Origin of the sequence: Kluyvera sichuanensis, from assembly GCF_040930405.1 — a bacterium.
Taxonomy (GTDB): Bacteria; Pseudomonadota; Gammaproteobacteria; order Enterobacterales; family Enterobacteriaceae; genus Kluyvera; species Kluyvera sichuanensis.
In genome coordinates this window covers 2,023,184-2,038,367 of the sequence record NZ_CP162271.1, presented here as the reverse complement: position 1 = coordinate 2,038,367, position 15,184 = coordinate 2,023,184, and the positions used below count along the sequence as shown (strand labels likewise).

The 15,184-nt window shown below is 58.1% G+C and carries 15 protein-coding genes; 10 read left to right on the top strand and 5 right to left on the bottom strand.

Annotated features, from left to right (window positions below; genetic code table 11):
- The first annotated feature begins 32 nt into the window (after positions 1 to 32).
- The 5 genes from AB2B48_RS10040 to AB2B48_RS10020 all read left to right on the top strand — a co-directional run bounded on the left by AB2B48_RS10040 (position 33) and on the right by AB2B48_RS10020 (position 5,085).
- Positions 33 to 1,268: an MFS transporter gene (locus tag AB2B48_RS10040; RefSeq protein WP_185666937.1), complete on the top strand. Its 1,236-nt coding sequence runs from the start codon at positions 33 to 35 to the stop codon at positions 1,266 to 1,268.
- Positions 1,269 to 1,339: 71 nt separating this feature from the next.
- On the top strand, positions 1,340 to 2,257 hold the full coding sequence (locus AB2B48_RS10035; protein ID WP_185666938.1) for an ABC transporter substrate-binding protein: 918 nt from the start codon (positions 1,340 to 1,342) through the stop codon (positions 2,255 to 2,257).
- 12 nt (positions 2,258 to 2,269) lie between these two features.
- On the top strand, positions 2,270 to 3,424 hold the full coding sequence (locus tag AB2B48_RS10030) for an ABC transporter permease (protein WP_368301665.1): 1,155 nt from the start codon (positions 2,270 to 2,272) through the stop codon (positions 3,422 to 3,424).
- Positions 3,417 to 4,364, top strand: coding sequence for an ABC transporter ATP-binding protein (locus AB2B48_RS10025; RefSeq protein ID WP_368301664.1), 948 nt, complete (start codon positions 3,417 to 3,419; stop codon positions 4,362 to 4,364). Before AB2B48_RS10030 ends, AB2B48_RS10025 begins: the two co-directional genes overlap by 8 nt.
- A complete protein-coding gene (locus tag AB2B48_RS10020; protein ID WP_368301663.1) occupies positions 4,348 to 5,085 on the top strand; it encodes an ABC transporter permease in 738 nt (245 codons plus the stop codon). The genes AB2B48_RS10025 and AB2B48_RS10020 overlap by 17 nt, the downstream gene beginning before the upstream one ends.
- On the opposite strand, the gene AB2B48_RS10015 is transcribed toward AB2B48_RS10020, so the two are convergent.
- The gene (locus tag AB2B48_RS10015) at positions 5,060 to 5,173 is read right to left on the bottom strand and encodes a protein YohO (protein ID WP_185666941.1); all 114 of its coding nucleotides are present in this window, start codon (positions 5,171 to 5,173) and stop codon (positions 5,060 to 5,062) included. The two genes, AB2B48_RS10020 and AB2B48_RS10015, sit on opposite strands and share 26 nt — an antisense overlap.
- A gap of 59 nt (positions 5,174 to 5,232) precedes the next feature.
- Positions 5,233 to 5,952 carry a MerR family transcriptional regulator gene (locus tag AB2B48_RS10010; protein WP_368301662.1) on the bottom strand — a complete coding sequence of 240 codons (720 nt, stop codon included), beginning with the start codon at positions 5,950 to 5,952 and terminating at the stop codon, positions 5,233 to 5,235.
- A gap of 209 nt (positions 5,953 to 6,161) precedes the next feature.
- Between AB2B48_RS10010 and AB2B48_RS10005 the strand changes: the two genes are divergently transcribed.
- The 3 genes from AB2B48_RS10005 to AB2B48_RS09995 are packed head-to-tail and all read left to right on the top strand — an operon-like array spanning position 6,162 to position 9,078.
- Complete coding sequence (locus AB2B48_RS10005; RefSeq protein WP_368301661.1) at positions 6,162 to 7,847, top strand: LytS/YhcK type 5TM receptor domain-containing protein; 1,686 nt, start codon at positions 6,162 to 6,164, stop codon at positions 7,845 to 7,847.
- Entirely contained in the window at positions 7,844 to 8,563 is a 720-nt protein-coding gene (btsR, locus tag AB2B48_RS10000) for a two-component system response regulator BtsR (protein WP_185666944.1), read from the top strand. Before AB2B48_RS10005 ends, btsR begins: the two co-directional genes overlap by 4 nt.
- Positions 8,564 to 8,610: 47 nt before the next feature.
- Positions 8,611 to 9,078 carry a DUF1456 family protein gene (locus AB2B48_RS09995; protein ID WP_185666945.1) on the top strand — a complete coding sequence of 156 codons (468 nt, stop codon included), beginning with the start codon at positions 8,611 to 8,613 and terminating at the stop codon, positions 9,076 to 9,078.
- A 125-nt stretch (positions 9,079 to 9,203) separates the two neighbouring features.
- Here the strand turns inward: AB2B48_RS09995 and AB2B48_RS09990 are convergent, their stop codons facing one another.
- Complete coding sequence (locus AB2B48_RS09990) at positions 9,204 to 10,301, bottom strand: Fic family protein (protein WP_368301660.1); 1,098 nt, start codon at positions 10,299 to 10,301, stop codon at positions 9,204 to 9,206.
- Between the two features lie 155 nt (positions 10,302 to 10,456).
- Positions 10,457 to 12,490 (bottom strand): methionine--tRNA ligase, encoded by a 2,034-nt coding sequence (metG, locus tag AB2B48_RS09985; RefSeq protein WP_368301659.1) that lies wholly within the window; start codon positions 12,488 to 12,490, stop codon positions 10,457 to 10,459.
- 139 nt (positions 12,491 to 12,629) lie between these two features.
- Here metG and apbC point away from each other — a divergent pair, with 139 nt between their 5' ends.
- A complete protein-coding gene (gene apbC / locus AB2B48_RS09980) occupies positions 12,630 to 13,739 on the top strand; it encodes an iron-sulfur cluster carrier protein ApbC (RefSeq protein WP_368301658.1) in 1,110 nt (369 codons plus the stop codon).
- A gap of 51 nt (positions 13,740 to 13,790) precedes the next feature.
- Here apbC and AB2B48_RS09975 read toward each other — a convergent pair whose 3' ends face one another.
- The gene (locus tag AB2B48_RS09975; RefSeq protein ID WP_185666948.1) at positions 13,791 to 14,108 is read right to left on the bottom strand and encodes an RcnB family protein; all 318 of its coding nucleotides are present in this window, start codon (positions 14,106 to 14,108) and stop codon (positions 13,791 to 13,793) included.
- A gap of 155 nt (positions 14,109 to 14,263) precedes the next feature.
- Here AB2B48_RS09975 and AB2B48_RS09970 point away from each other — a divergent pair, with 155 nt between their 5' ends.
- Positions 14,264 to 15,163, top strand: coding sequence for a LysR family transcriptional regulator (locus AB2B48_RS09970; RefSeq protein WP_220439409.1), 900 nt, complete (start codon positions 14,264 to 14,266; stop codon positions 15,161 to 15,163).
- Positions 15,164 to 15,184: the final 21 nt, after the last annotated feature.

Sequence of the window (15,184 nt, the reverse complement as noted above, 5' to 3'; positions counted from 1 at the left end):
GAGCGACCCCGGGATTTTTTTGGATAACAGAAATGACCGATCAAAGTTTATATATTCAACAAGGCATCTGGGCACGCCTCGGCCTCCCACGCGAGCTGGTATGGGGATTCGTGGGCGTATTCCTGTTTATTACCGGGGCAACCATCGAACAGAGCTGGCTGGCCTCGCTGCTGCAACAGCGCGGGCTTGATGCGGTACACATCAGCCTGCTGTCATCCGTCTTTGGCCTGTGCGTGGCGGCTATTTCGTGGTTTTCCGGCATTGGGGCGGGCGTGCTCGGCGTGCGTCGCCTGATGTGGCTGGCGACGCTGCTCTACTTTGTCGGCTCAGTACCGTTTATTTTCGTCGCGCTGCCGGACGGCAACTACCCGTTGATGATGGTGAGCTATGCGGTGCGCGGCATGGCCTATCCGCTGTTCGCCTACTCGTTTCTGGTGTGGATTAACCAGCGCTGCGAAAGCCGGATCCTCGGCCGCGCCGTCTCCTGGTTCTGGATTGCCTTCGGCGTCGGCATGACCATCGTCGGGCCGTGGTTCTCCGGCTTTATGATCCCACGTCTGGGGGAGACCACCACCTTACTCTCCGGCTTTATCTTTGTGCTGGCGGGCTGCGGCTGTGCGCTGCTCCTCAACCGCGATAAACCGCAGTGGCAGCAGGATGGCGCGGTCGGCAAGGCGCTGGCGGAAGGGATTATCGTGCTGGTGCGCGAACCGAAAATGCGCCTGGCGGTGGTGGTTAAAACCATCAACGATATCGGCAAGTTCTCGCTGGTGATTCTGATGCCGGTTTACCTGCCGCGCTTTGGCTTCAGCATTGAAGAGTGGCTGACCATCTGGGGACTGGTGAACGTGGTGAATATCTTCGCCAACTACTTCTTCGGCTGGCTGGGCGATACCATCGGCTGGCGTAACACCGTGGTCTGGTTTGCCGGGACGCTCTGCGGCGCGTCGGCGCTGGCGGTGTGCTACGCGCCGGTGCTGTTTGGCCATAGCAGCGTGGCGATGGTTATTGCGCTGGCGATTTATGCCATCGGCCTTGGCGCGTTCGGCCCGCTGAGCGCGCTGATTCCCTCGCTGCTGCCGGAAAATAAAGGTGCGGCGATCTCCTGCCTGAACCTTGGATCTGGTCTGAGCAATTTTGTCGGGCCATTTATCGTCACCCTGTGCGTTAACCCGCTCGGCGTGGAGGGCACGCTGTGGGTTATCGCGCTGCTGTACTTCGCCGCGAGCTTGCTGACGATCCCGTTAACGATCCCGAAAAAGGGCTGATTGCTGAGATTTCGTCTACGCTTTTTACTTAAGCGCCTGTTAATTGAGCGCAAATAATAAGAGGAAAGCGTATGACGATGGCAAGGGGATGGACGGCGTCACTGGTACTCCTGGCGGCGGTTGCGCTGCCGTTACAGGCCGCGGAGCCGGTAAAAGTAGGTTCAAAAATTGATACCGAAGGGGCGCTGCTGGGGAACATTATCCTGCAGGTGCTGGAAAGCCACGGCGTCAAAACGGTGAACAAGGTTCAGCTTGGCACCACGCCGGTGGTGCGCGGTGCTATCACCTCCAACGCGCTGGATATTTACCCGGAGTACACCGGCAACGGCGCGTTCTTCTTCAAAGATGAAACCGACGCAGCCTGGAAAAATGCGGCGGCGGGCTACGAGAAAGTGAAAAAGCTCGATGCCGAGAAAAATCATCTGATCTGGCTGACCCCCGCACCGGCGAATAACACCTGGACCATCGCCGTTCGCAAAGACCTGGCGGAACAAAATAAACTCACATCGCTTGCCGACCTGAGCGGCTATCTGAAAAAAGGTGGCACCTTTAAGCTGGCAGCCTCTGCTGAATTTATCGAACGCCCGGATGCGCTTCCGGCGTTTGAAAAAGCCTACGATTTCAAACTGAGTCAGGATCAGTTGCTGTCGCTAGCGGGCGGAGACACCGCTGTCACCATTAAGGCGGCGGCGCAGCAAACCTCTGGCGTCAACGCGGCGATGGCCTACGGCACCGACGGCCCGGTGGCGGCGCTGGGGCTACAGACCCTGAGCGACCCGAAAGGCGTACAGCCGATTTATGCGCCGACGCCGGTAGTGCGTGAAGCGGTGCTGAAAGCCTATCCGCAACTGGATGAATGGCTGAAGCCAGTGTTCGCGAGCCTCGATGAAAAGACCCTGCAAACGCTGAACGCGAAGATTGCGGTCGAAGGACTGGACGCCAAAACCGTGGCGGCGGAATACCTGAAGCAAAAAGGGTGGGCGAAGTAATCGGTTAATCGCGTGCCTCGTTGTACTCATCGCGTGGTGGCGCTGCTGGCGGTTTTGCTGCTGGCGGCCGCCGCGCTGCCATTTGTTAATTTCGCCCCAAACCGTCTGGTATCGGGCGAAGGCCGTTGGCTATGGCAAATCTGGAATTTCCCCCCGTTTCTCCTGCTGATTATTCCAGCGCTGTTTTTGTGGCTTAGCTGGCTGCCTGGGCGGCTGCCCAGCCTGTTGATTCTGCTGCTGGCCGAAGGCGGCTTTGCGCTCCTGCTGTGGGCGAGCGGCGAGGCCGCGCAGCAACTGGCGCAGAGCAGCAGCCCGCTGGCGCGAACCTCGCCGGGGAGCGGGCTATGGCTGGGCTTACTGCTGATGCTGCTGATTTGCAGCGAGGCGATTCGCCGCCTGACATCGCATGCGCGGTGGCGCTGGCTGCTGAACGTGCAGCTGTGGCTGCTGCCCTGCTGGCTGTTGTGGAGCGGGGCGCTTGACGGCCTGTCGCTGATGAAAGAGTACGCCAACCGGCAGGAGACCTTTAACGATGCCTTAAGTCAGCATCTGACGCTGCTCTGGGGCACGCTGCTGCCAGGGCTGCTGCTCGGCGTGCCGCTCGGCATGTGGTGCTGGCGGCATCCGGGGCGGCAGTCGAGCGTGTTTACTATCCTCAACATTATTCAGACCATCCCTTCGGTGGCGTTGTTCGGCCTGCTGATTGCACCGCTTGCCGGGCTGGCGCAGCGCTTCCCGTGGCTGGCAAATTTCGGCGTGGCGGGAACCGGGCTGGCCCCGGCGCTGATTGCGCTGGTGCTCTACGCGCTGCTGCCCATCGTACGCGGCGTGGTCGCCGGGATGCAGCAGGTCTCAATGCAGGTGCTGGAAAGCGCGGCGGCGATGGGCATGAGCCGCGCCCAGACCTTTCTTCGCGTGCAGTTACCGCTGGCGCTGCCGGTGCTGCTGCGCAGCCTGCGGGTGGTGACCGTACAGACGGTGGGCATGGCGGTGGTGGCGGCGTTGATTGGCGCGGGCGGCTTTGGGGCGCTGGTGTTCCAGGGGCTGCTCAGCAGCGCGCTGGATCTGGTGCTGCTTGGCGTGATCCCGACCATCGCGATGGCGGTTATCGCCGACGCGCTGTTCAGCCTGGCGGGCAGCGTATTACAAGGAGAGAACGATGATTGAATTCTTCCAGGTCAACAAATCGTTCGGTCACCATCCGGCGGTAAAAAACCTCACATTGCGACTGGCTGAAGGGGCGTTTTCGGTGCTGATTGGCACCTCCGGTTCGGGGAAATCCACCACCCTCAAGATGATTAACCGGCTGGTGGAGCCCGATAGCGGGACGATTCGTTTTGCCGGGCAGGATATCCGCGAGCAGCCGCTGCTCGCCCTGCGCCGACGCATGGGCTATGCCATTCAGTCGATTGGCCTGTTCCCGCACTGGACGGTGGCGCAAAACATTGCCACCGTGCCGCAGCTGCTGAAATGGCCGAAGGCAAAGGTCGATGCGCGTATCGATGAACTGATGGCACTGCTGGGGCTGGAACCGACGCTGCGCACACGATTCCCGCATCAGCTCTCCGGCGGCCAGCAGCAGCGCGTTGGCGTGGCGCGGGCATTAGCGGGCGACCCGGAGGTGCTGCTGATGGATGAACCCTTCGGTGCGCTGGATCCGGTGACGCGCGGTGCGCTTCAGCAGGAGATGCGCCGTATTCACCAACTGTTGGGGCGCACCATTGTGCTGGTGACCCATGATATTGATGAAGCGCTACGTCTGGCAGACAACATTATCCTGCTGGACGGCGGCGAGGTGGTGCAGCAGGGTACGCCGCTGCAGTTGCTTAGCCAACCGGGCAGCGAATTTGTACGCACCTTTTTTGGCCGTAGCGAGCTGGGCGTGCGATTGTTGTCGCTGCGGCGGGTGGCGGACTACGTGCGCCACGGCGAGCAAGCCGAGGGGGAGGCGATTATTGCCACTGCGTCGCTGCGCGATGCGCTCTCCGGTTTTATGGACCAACGGCGCACCGTTTTGCCAGTGGCGGATGAGGCGGGAAGGGCTTACGGCACGCTGCATTTTGCCGACCTGCTACGCGAGGAGCCGAGTGATGCGCCTGGTTCGTGACCCGCTGCTGTGGCTGCTGGCGCTGTTTATCGGGCTGCTGGTGGGCCTGCCTTACAGCGAGCCGCTGTTTCATCTGTTGTTTCCTGAACAGCCGCGCCCGCTCTATCAGCAGGCGGGCTTTTTGTCGCTGACGCTGGCTCATGCCTGGCTGGTAGGCGTTTCCAGCCTGACGGCGATCGTCATTGGGGTGAGTGCTGGCGTGGCGGTAACGCGCCCGGCGGGCAGTGAATTTCGCCCGCTGGTTGAGACGCTGGCGGCAATGGGGCAAACTTTTCCGCCGGTAGCGGTGCTGGCGCTGGCGGTTCCGGTGATGGGTTTTGGTGAAAAACCAGCGATTATTGCCCTGATCCTGTATGGCATTCTGCCCGTATTGCAAGGCACGTTAGCCGGGCTGGCGGCAGTACCGCAGAGTGCGTTGAGTGTGGCAGAAGGGATGGGGATGTCGGGCTGGCAGCGGCTGCGTCAGGTTGAGCTACCGTTAGCGGCACCGGTTATCGTGGCGGGCGTGCGGACCTCGGTTATCGTCAATATCGGCACGGCAACCATCGCTTCCACGGTGGGGGCGAATACGCTGGGCACGCCAATTATCATCGGCCTGAGTGGGTTCAACACGGCCTACGTGGTGCAGGGGGCGATACTGGTGGCGCTGGCGGCGATTATCGTCGACCGCGCCTTTGAACGGTTGAATCGACGGCTCAGCCGACACCGCCGCGCACAATAAATGAATAGCCTGCGAGCATCACGCCGCCAATACCGCTGATGGCCATCAGGGCAAAAATCACGATCGCGGCGAGTTTAGTTGACTTCATGGTGTACTCCTTTTGTTAACTAAAAGATTATACCGCGAAGCTGGTCTGTTAACGAACGATTAATTCGTGGGGAGCGCGAAGGCCACGCCTTCTTCTTGCCAGCAGGCGAGCTGCTGTCGCTGCAAGGCGCTTGGCGACACGCCGCACCAGATAAGCAGCGTCTGGCCGGGGAACACCTCCGGCTGCACGTGGGTCAGCGTATGAGCCAGCACATCTACGCGCCAGCCCTGCTCGCAGGCGACCCAGCTTTCCAGCCACAGGCGCGTCATATCGGTGACGTTCCAGCCGATGACCAGCGCGTGCGGCCCCGATTTGCGACGACCGGAGGCGAGATTCAGCGCGATGTCGTTAATCAGCACGCCGTCGAGCAACCCCAGCAGCGTTTGCTGGGCAAACTGCGCGCTTTGTAGCCGCTGGCGCAGGGGGTTAAACAGGCAATCGACCAGCGTGCGGGCGCTGTGGTTGCGGCGCAAATCTTTGACCCACAGGCGCAGCGGGTGCAGGTGACCGCTACGCAGATAGCTCAGTACTTTTTCCTGCTGTTCCCGCCAGCCGTCCTGCTGCTCGCTGAGTAGCCCTTTGACTTTACCGACCTGAACGCCGTTTTCTATCCAGCGTTGGATCTCGCGGATGCGGTCGATATCGTCATCATTAAACAGGCGATGGCCGCCGTCGGTACGCTGCGGCTTCAGCAGCGCGTATCGCCGCTGCCAGGCACGAAGCGTCACCGGGTTAATATCACAGAGCTGTGCGACTTCACCAATCGTATAAAGCGCCATCTTTTCCTCCGGCATGCGATATCCCACTTAACTTTAGACGGGGATTACCGGCGCAGCCTCCTTTGATTGTTTTTTATCCACTTCGCGACCATGGTGATGGATAAAATGTGATCGGTAGCATTTTTTGCACTTTTTTTGCCAGGTTTCAAAGAAAGTTATGCCAACTGTGTGTATGTTACGCAGTTTTATTTCTGCTGTGGTGAACGGGTATGTACGAGTTTAATCTGGTGTTGCTGCTGCTTCAGCAGATGTGTGTTTTCCTGGTCATCGCCTGGTTAATGAGCAAGACGCGTCTCTTTATCCCGCTGATGCAGGTGACCGTGCGCCTGCCACACAAGCTGCTCTGCTACGTCACGTTCTCCATTTTCTGTATTCTCGGTACCTATTTCGGCCTGCACATTGAAGATTCCATTGCCAACACCCGCGCGATTGGCGCAGTGATGGGCGGCCTGCTCGGCGGCCCGGTGGTCGGTGGGCTGGTGGGGCTAACCGGCGGCTTACATCGCTACTCAATGGGCGGGATGACCGCGCTAAGCTGCATGATCTCGACCATGGTTGAGGGGCTGCTTGGCGGGCTGGTGCACAGCCTGCTGATCCGTCGTGGTCGCCCGGACAAAGTATTCAGCCCGTGGACGGCAGGGGCGATCACCCTGGTGGCGGAGTTGGTGCAGATGCTGATTATTCTGCTGATTGCCCGCCCGTTCGAAGACGCGCTGCATCTGGTGCAGAGTATTGCCGCGCCGATGATGGTCACCAATACCGTGGGCGCGGCGCTGTTTATGCGTATTCTGCTCGATAAGCGGGCGATGTTTGAGAAGTACACCTCAGCCTTTTCCGCCACCGCGCTGAAGGTAGCCGCCTCGACGGAGGGGATCCTGCGTAAGGGCTTTAACGAAGAGAACAGCATGAAGGTGGCGCAGGTGCTGATTCAGGAGCTGGATATCGGCGCGGTGGCTATCACCGATCGCGAGAAGCTGCTCGCTTTTACCGGTATCGGTGAAGATCACCATCTGCCCGGCAAGCCTATCTCCTCACGCTACACGCAAAAAACTATTGAGACCGGCGAAGTGGTCTACGCCGACGGCAACGAAGTGCCGTACCGCTGCTCGATTCACCCCAACTGCAAGCTAGGCTCGACGCTGGTGATCCCGCTGCGCGGTGAGAACCAGCGGGTGATTGGCACCATCAAGCTCTACGAGGCCAAAAACCGCCTGTTCAGCTCCATCAACCGTACGTTAGGTGAGGGGATTGCGCAGCTGCTGTCGGCGCAGATTCTGGCCGGGCAGTATGAGCGCCAGAAAGCGCTGCTGACCCAGTCGGAGATCAAGCTGCTGCACGCGCAGGTCAACCCGCACTTCCTGTTTAACGCCCTGAATACGCTCAAAGCGGTGATTCGCCGCGACAGCGAACAGGCGAGCCAGCTGGTGCAGTATCTGTCGACCTTTTTCCGTAAAAACCTCAAGCGCCCGTCGGAGATTGTCACCCTGGCGGATGAAATTGAGCACGTGAACGCCTACCTGCAAATTGAGAAGGCGCGCTTCCAGTCGCGGCTGCAGGTGCATCTGGATATTCCCGACGCGCTGGAGCATCAGCAGCTTCCGGCGTTCACCCTGCAGCCGATTGTCGAAAACGCCATTAAGCACGGCACTTCGCAATTGATGGATGTCGGCGAGATTACGCTGCGCGCCCGCCAGCAGGGCAGGCATCTGGTGCTGGACATCGAAGATAACGCCGGGCTGTATCAACCCAATACCACGTCCAGCGGGTTGGGGATGAGCCTGGTGGACAAGCGTCTACGGATGCGTTTTGGCGACGAATGCGGGATTGCCGTCGCCTGCGAACCGGACCGTTTTACCCGGGTCACTCTGCGGTTACCTCTGGAGGAGAATGCATGATTAAAGTGCTGATTGTTGATGACGAGCCGCTGGCGCGGGAGAACCTGCGCGTCCTGCTGCAAACGCAGGACGACCTTGAGATTGTGGGCGAGTGCGCCAACGCGGTGGAGGCCATCGGCGCGGTGCATAAGCTGCGCCCGGACGTGCTGTTTCTTGATATCCAGATGCCGCGTATTAGCGGGCTGGAGATGGTCGGCATGCTCGACCCGGAACATCGCCCCTATATCGTGTTCCTGACAGCCTTCGACGAATACGCGGTGAAGGCCTTTGAGGAGCACGCGTTTGATTATCTGCTCAAGCCGATTGAAGAAAAACGGCTGGAAAAGACGCTGATGCGTCTGCGTCAGGAGCGGGCGGTGCAGGATATGTCGGTGCTGGGCGAAAACCAGCAGGCGCTAAAGTTTATTCCCTGCACCGGACACAGCCGGATTTACTTGCTGCAGATGGATGATGTGGCGTTTGTCAGCAGCCGGATGAGCGGCGTTTATGTCACCAGCGGTGAGGGCAAAGAGGGCTTTACCGAGCTGACGTTGCGTACTCTGGAAAGCCGTACGCCGCTGATCCGCTGCCATCGCCAGCATCTGGTGAACATGGCCCATCTGAAGGAGATTCGTCTGGAGGATAACGGCCAGGCCGAGCTGCTATTGCGTAACGGGCAGACCGTGCCGGTAAGTCGCCGCTATTTGAAGACCTTGAAAGAAGCGCTAGGCTTATAATTCGTGTAGAATTAGCCACCGTATTTTTCATCACCACCGAAGGCACTATGGTCAGTAACGATATTTTACGCAGCGTCCGCTACATCCTGAAAATGAACAACAACGATCTGGTGCGTATTTTCGCGCTGGGCGAAGCCGAAGTCACCGTCGAACAGTTGGCGCCGTGGCTGCGCAAAGAGGATGAGGAAGGCTTCGTACGTTGCCCGGACATTATGCTGTCGTGCTTCCTGAACGGCCTGATCTACGAAAAACGCGGTCGCGACGAATCTGCGCCCGCGCTGGCGGTGGAACGCCGTATTAACAACAACATCATGCTGAAAAAACTGCGTATCGCGTTTGCGCTGAAAACCGACGATATTCTGGCGATCCTGACCCAGCAGCAGTTCCGCGTCTCGATGCCGGAAATCACCGCTATGATGCGAGCCCCTGACCACAAAAACTTCCGTGAGTGCGGCGACCAGTTCCTGCGCTACTTCCTGCGCGGCCTGGCGATTCGCGAGCACGCGGCGAAGTAATCATTCGCAGTTCCCCGGCGGCGCTGCGCTTGGCCGGGCTACGTTTCGCACATATTGGTAGCCCGGCCAAGCGTAGCGCCGCCGGGAATACACAAAGCGCTATCAGGCATTCCTGTGCAGATTACCTAGCTTATCTGCGGCAGTTTGTAGCGAACGCTACGTCCTCCAGCCTCGCCGGTTTGCAGAAAACCGAGTTCACACAATTGTGCCAGATGGCGCGTTGCTGTCGCCCGACTCACTCCGGCAACGGCTTTATACTGCGTGTTGTTGATTCCCAATTCAAAATCACCGTCCAGCATCCGATTGAGTACTTTGACCTGCTCTGCGTTGAGCGAGGAGCCATCAAAAAAGCGCCAGTACTTTGCCTTGAATACTGTCTGGGCGATAAGTTCCTGTGTCTGCTCAATAGAGGCCTTCAGCGTGTTGAGGAACCAGGTTAGCCACACGGTGATATCCAGCTCACCTTTTTGCGTCTTTTCTATCACCTCATAGTACGCTTTACGTCGCTCATTGATGGTGCGCGACATGGCATAGAGGCGAACGGTGCGCTGTTCCGCCTGCGCGAGTGCCAAATCCATAATCAGCCGCCCAATCCTGCCGTTGCCATCCTCAAAAGGGTGAATGGTTAAGAACCAGAGATGGGCGATGCCGGCACGTAACAGTGGGTCAAGGGTGGTATCCCGTCGGCTCTCGTTAAACCAGGCTGTAAACGCGCTGATTTCCACGTTGATACGTGATGCTTCCGGGCCTTCAAAGTGAATAACCGGTTTGTCGATTCGACCTGAGACTACCTGCACCGGGCCATCACGGAACTTGCCACCGACAATCGTGTGTAGGATGGCGTAGTTTTCAGGAAAGAGCAGGCGGTGCCAGTGCAGCAGTCGCGTCTCGTTTAATGGGGCATCCAGATTGTTGATGGCATCCAGGGCTGATTCGACCAGACCTTCTGTTTTTTTATCGACCGGGTAGGGGAGGTCGGTTTGAACGCCGAGGTGAACGGCAAGCGATGAACGTACCGAGTGCGCATTGAGTTTTTCACCCTCAATATCGCTGGAGTAAATGATGTTGGCTAACATCGCGTCAAGCGTGGTTTGTGCCGCGTCAGCTATTTGACTGCTACTGTAGAGAGTGCCCTGTAGGAACTGCGTTTCGCGCAATAGAGGGGAGAGTTGTTGCCGATCCCAATGGAATGCGGGCCATGATTTTTGCTGCCAGATCCACATCTGTTTTCTCCCCTGAGTTAAATATCGGCATTATTCGACTCAAATAATGAGTAGAATACTATGGGTAAATGACGCATAGGTCAATGCAGCGGAAAGGGAGAGTGTTTTTACGGACTAATAAAAAACGCTGCCGAAGCAGCGTTTTTTTGTGCAGATTATTTCACCTGCTGGCCTGGTTGTGCACCGTCATCCGGGCTTAACAGGAAGATATCTTTGCCGCCAGGGCCTGCGGCCATCACCATCCCTTCCGAGATGCCGAAGCGCATTTTACGCGGTGCCAGGTTGGCGACCATGATGGTCAGGCGACCAATCAGCGGCTGCGGGTCCGGGTAGGCGGAACGGATGCCGGAGAAGACGTTGCGCTTCTCTCCACCGAGATCCAGCGTCAGGCGCAGCAGCTTGTCGGAACCTTCCACGAACTCGGCGTTTTCAATCAGCGCCACGCGCAGGTCAACTTTGGCGAAATCGTCAAAGGTGATGGTTTCCTGAATCGGGTCATCCGCCAGCGGGCCGGTGACCGGGGCTGCGGTTGCTTTCACTTCTTCTTTCGACGCTTCCACCAGCGCTTCCACCTGTTTCATTTCAATACGGTTATACAGCGCCTTGAAGGTGTTGATCTTGTGACCTACCAGCGGTGCGTTGATAGCATCCCAGCTCAGCTCGGTGTTGAGGAATGCTTCGGTACGCGCTGCCAGTTCAGGCAGAACCGGCTTCAGCCAGGTCATCAGCACGCGGAACATGTTCAGGCCCATGGTACAGATAGCCTGCAGGTCAGCGTCGCGGCCTTCCTGTTTAGCGACAACCCACGGTGCTTGCTCGTCAACGTAGCGGTTAGCCACGTCGGCCAGTGCCATGATTTCACGAATGGCTTTACCGAACTCACGGCTTTCCCACGCTTCGCCAATGCTTGCTGCCGCGTCGGTGAAGGTTTTGTACAGCTCAGGGTCAGCCAGTTCAGCGGACAGCACGCCGTCGAAACGCTTAGCGATAAAGCCCGCGTTACGGGAGGCCAGGTTCACCACCTTGTTGACGATGTCGGCGTTAACGCGCTGGATGAAGTCTTCCAGGTTCAGGTCGATATCGTCGATACGGGAAGAGAGCTTCGCGGTGTAGTAGTAGCGCAGGCTATCGGCATCGAAATGCTTGAGCCAGGTGCTGGCTTTAATGAAGGTGCCGCGAGACTTGGACATCTTCGCGCCGTTCACTGTGACATAACCGTGTACGAACAGGTTGGTCGGCTTGCGGAAGTTGCTGCCTTCCAGCATCGCTGGCCAGAACAGGCTGTGGAAGTAGACGATATCTTTACCGATAAAGTGATACAGCTCGGCGGTAGAGTCTTTCTTCCAGTATTCGTCGAAGCTTACGGTATCGCCGCGCTTGTCGCACAGGTTCTTGAAGGAGCCCATGTAGCCGATTGGCGCATCCAGCCAGACGTAGAAATATTTGCCCGGCGCGTTCGGGATTTCAAAGCCGAAGTACGGCGCATCGCGGGAGATATCCCACTGCTGCAGGCCGGATTCAAACCATTCCTGCATTTTGTTTGCTACCTGCTCCTGCAGCGCGCCGCTGCGGGTCCACGCCTGCAGCATTTCGCTGAAGGACGGCAGGTCAAAGAAGAAGTGCTCAGACTCGCGCATCACCGGGGTCGCGCCAGACACCACGGATTTCGGCTCGATAAGCTCGGTTGGGCTGTAGGTCGCGCCGCACACTTCGCAGTTATCGCCGTACTGATCCGGTGATTTACATTTAGGGCAGGTGCCTTTAACGAAACGGTCCGGCAGGAACATGCCTTTTTCCGGATCGTACAGCTGAGAGATGGTGCGGTTTTTAATAAAACCGTTCTCTTTCAGGCGACCATAAATCAGCTCGGACAGCTCGCGGTTCTCGTCGCTGTGCGTCGAGTGGTAGTTGTCATAGCTGATGTTAAAGCCCGCAAAATCAGTCTGATGCTCCTGACTCATTTCGGCAATCATCTGCTCTGGGGTAATGCCCAGCTGATGTGCTTTCAGCATGATTGGCGTGCCGTGGGCATCGTCCGCGCAGATGAAGTTAACCTCGTGGCCGCGCATTCGCTGGTAACGGACCCAGACATCAGCCTGGATGTGCTCCAGCATATGGCCGAGGTGGATGGAGCCGTTGGCGTACGGCAGCGCGCACGTTACCAGAATCTTCTTCGCGACTTGAGTCATAGTGGGTATTACTTCTTCTGTTTTAAAAAAGGGGTTTTGATATTACCAAAAGGGTAGAGGGTGTGCCATATATGGATGCCGCTTACCTGTGGTAGACTTAGGCGTACTGAAAGCATGTTAAAACAACAAAGGAGTCGGGATGAACTCAGAATCCCAGGCCAAATCACCTGAACGTCTACGTGCGATGGTGGCCGGTACGCTGGCAAACTTCCAGCACCCCACCCTTAAGCACAACTTAACGGCGCTGAAAGCGCTGCACCACGTCGCCTGGCTTGACGACACCGTGCACATCGAACTGCAGATGCCGTTTGTCTGGCACAGCGCCTTTGAAGAATTAAAAGATCAAACCAGCGCTGAACTGCTGCGGGTGACCGGGGCGAAAGCCATCGACTGGAAGCTGTCGCACAGCATCGCCACGCTGAAGCGCGTGAAAAATCAGCCGGGCGTTAACGGCGTGAAAAATATTATTGCCGTCAGCTCCGGCAAAGGCGGGGTGGGGAAATCGTCCACCTCCGTGAACCTGGCGCTGGCGCTGGCCGCGGAAGGGGCGAAAGTGGGCATCCTCGATGCCGACATCTATGGCCCGTCTATTCCGAACATGCTGGGCGCAGAAAACCAACGCCCAACCTCGCCGGACGGCACCCATATGGCACCAATTATGGCCCATGGCCTCGCCACCAACTCAATTGGTTATCTGGTGACGGACGACAACGCCATGGTGTGGCGCGGCCCGATGGCCAGCAAGGCGCTGATGCAGATGCTGCAAGAGACGCTGTGGCCAGACCTCGACTACCTCGTGCTCGACATGCCGCCGGGTACCGGTGATATCCAGCTGACGCTGGCGCAGAACATTCCGGTGACCGGGGCCGTGGTGGTCACCACACCGCAGGATATTGCGCTGATCGACGCCAAAAAAGGCATCGTGATGTTCGAGAAGGTGGAAGTGCCGGTGCTGGGTATCGTGGAAAACATGAGCATGCACATCTGCAGCAACTGCGGTCACCACGAGCCAATTTTCGGCACCGGTGGCGCAGAGAAGCTGGCGGAGCAGTATCACACCCAACTGCTGGGGCAGATGCCGCTGCACATCAATCTGCGAGAAGATCTGGATAACGGTACGCCAACGGTTATCGCGCGTCCGGACAGTGAATTCACTGAGATTTATCGCCGACTGGCGGGGCGCGTTGCGGCGCAACTCTACTGGCAGGGCGAAGTGATTCCGGGCGACATCGCGTTCCGCGCGGTGTAACGAGGGAAGAAAGAGGCCGGGCGCATCAGTGATGCGCCCGGCCTTTATTCATTAACGGTGGTAGAAAATCTCGCCGTCGTAGATTTTGCTGATGGTGCCGTCGGTATCGCTAATCTGTACATAGTTACCGCCCATGTACGTCCAGCGGGTGCCTGCATCCGGCGCTGGCAGGTTACGCTGCTGCCACTGCGTGATGTTGTACTCCGGTGTCAGGTACATCGCAGGCGCTTTGTCGCCAATCTTGAACTGCGTGAAGTCGGCAGTGAACTCTTGCAGTTCAAACTGCTTAATTCCCGTTGCCGGTGCAGCCCATGCTGCGCTCGCCGTCGCCAACAGTACGCCCAGAAGCATCATTTTTGTTTTACGCATACTATCCCCACATTATCCTGGATATAAAATTGCAGCTCCGTATGATTCCTGATGCGCGGCCTGAATGGCAAGCGCTGCTTTCTTAAAAAGTGTAAGCAAACCGCGACTATTCGGTTTTGAGGACTTTTCTGGCACTCGCGACTAAGGACCCCTTCATGTTCAGGCTGGAAGATTTATCTCTGTTCGTGCGCGCCGCCGCGCTGAACAGCTTTAGCGATGCGGCACGCGAAGCGGGCATCCCCCCGGCGCAGGTCAGTTCGGCCATTAAACGGCTGGAAACCGCGCTTAACGTTCGCCTGTTCGCTCGCTCAACGCGTAGCCTGCGCCTGACGGCGGAAGGGGAGACCTGGCTGCCGTTTGCCGTACAGATGCTCGATGCGCTGCAAAATGGGCTGCAAAAGATACATACCCCGGACGATGAGGTACGCGGCACGTTGCAAATCGCCGTGCCGTCCGATCTCGGTCGTAACCTGCTGCTGCGGGTATTCCGCCAGTTCCGCGAGCGCCACCCGGCGCTGCGCCTGCGTATTCTGTTTTCCGATCATCGCACCGATGTGTTTAAAGACCCGGTCGACGTGGCGTTTCGCTACGGTGAGAACGACGATGCTTCGTTTGTCTCCCTGCCGGTCGCAGCAGAAAACCGACGCGTGGTGGTGGCCTCGCCCGACTGGATTGCCCGTCACGGCGAACCCCAGACGCTGGCCGACCTCGAAAAATGTAACGCGCTGACCTACGTGCTGCGCGGCAGGCCGTTCGACCGCTGGCCACTCAGTCTTGACGGCGTGGAGCACAGCGTGCAGGTTTCCGGTAGCATCACCAGCGATGATGCGGAAGTGATCCGCCGTCTGGCGGTTGCCGGAGAAGGGATTGCGTTTAAATCAGGGCTCGACGTTAGCGACGACCTGCGGGAAGGGCGACTCAAGGTGCTGCTGCCGCACTATCTCGGCGACCGGGTGCCGCTGAATATGATCTGCCCACACCGCAAGCAGCTCTCTGCGGCGGTGCGGTTATTGTATGAGGCGGTGAAAGCGGAGTGTGCGGCGAAACAGTCTTAACTGCCGTTGCGCTGGATACCT

What these genes read in the sequence shown, in the direction of transcription:
- metG (WP_368301659.1), bottom strand. Translation starts at nt 12,490, where the DNA reads ATGACTCAAGTCGCGAAGAAGATTCTGGTAACGTGCGCGCTGCCGTAC.
- AB2B48_RS10005 (WP_368301661.1), top strand. Translation starts at nt 6,162, where the DNA reads ATGTACGAGTTTAATCTGGTGTTGCTGCTGCTTCAGCAGATGTGTGTT.
- AB2B48_RS09990 (WP_368301660.1), bottom strand. Translation starts at nt 10,301, where the DNA reads ATGTGGATCTGGCAGCAAAAATCATGGCCCGCATTCCATTGGGATCGG.
- AB2B48_RS10035 (WP_185666938.1), top strand. Translation starts at nt 1,340, where the DNA reads ATGACGATGGCAAGGGGATGGACGGCGTCACTGGTACTCCTGGCGGCG.
- AB2B48_RS09995 (WP_185666945.1), top strand. Translation starts at nt 8,611, where the DNA reads ATGGTCAGTAACGATATTTTACGCAGCGTCCGCTACATCCTGAAAATG.
- btsR (WP_185666944.1), top strand. Translation starts at nt 7,844, where the DNA reads ATGATTAAAGTGCTGATTGTTGATGACGAGCCGCTGGCGCGGGAGAAC.
- AB2B48_RS09975 (WP_185666948.1), bottom strand. Translation starts at nt 14,108, where the DNA reads ATGCGTAAAACAAAAATGATGCTTCTGGGCGTACTGTTGGCGACGGCG.
- AB2B48_RS10010 (WP_368301662.1), bottom strand. Translation starts at nt 5,952, where the DNA reads ATGGCGCTTTATACGATTGGTGAAGTCGCACAGCTCTGTGATATTAAC.
- apbC (WP_368301658.1), top strand. Translation starts at nt 12,630, where the DNA reads ATGAACTCAGAATCCCAGGCCAAATCACCTGAACGTCTACGTGCGATG.
- AB2B48_RS10040 (WP_185666937.1), top strand. Translation starts at nt 33, where the DNA reads ATGACCGATCAAAGTTTATATATTCAACAAGGCATCTGGGCACGCCTC.
- AB2B48_RS10025 (WP_368301664.1), top strand. Translation starts at nt 3,417, where the DNA reads ATGATTGAATTCTTCCAGGTCAACAAATCGTTCGGTCACCATCCGGCG.
- AB2B48_RS09970 (WP_220439409.1), top strand. Translation starts at nt 14,264, where the DNA reads ATGTTCAGGCTGGAAGATTTATCTCTGTTCGTGCGCGCCGCCGCGCTG.
- AB2B48_RS10015 (WP_185666941.1), bottom strand. Translation starts at nt 5,173, where the DNA reads ATGAAGTCAACTAAACTCGCCGCGATCGTGATTTTTGCCCTGATGGCC.
- AB2B48_RS10020 (WP_368301663.1), top strand. Translation starts at nt 4,348, where the DNA reads ATGCGCCTGGTTCGTGACCCGCTGCTGTGGCTGCTGGCGCTGTTTATC.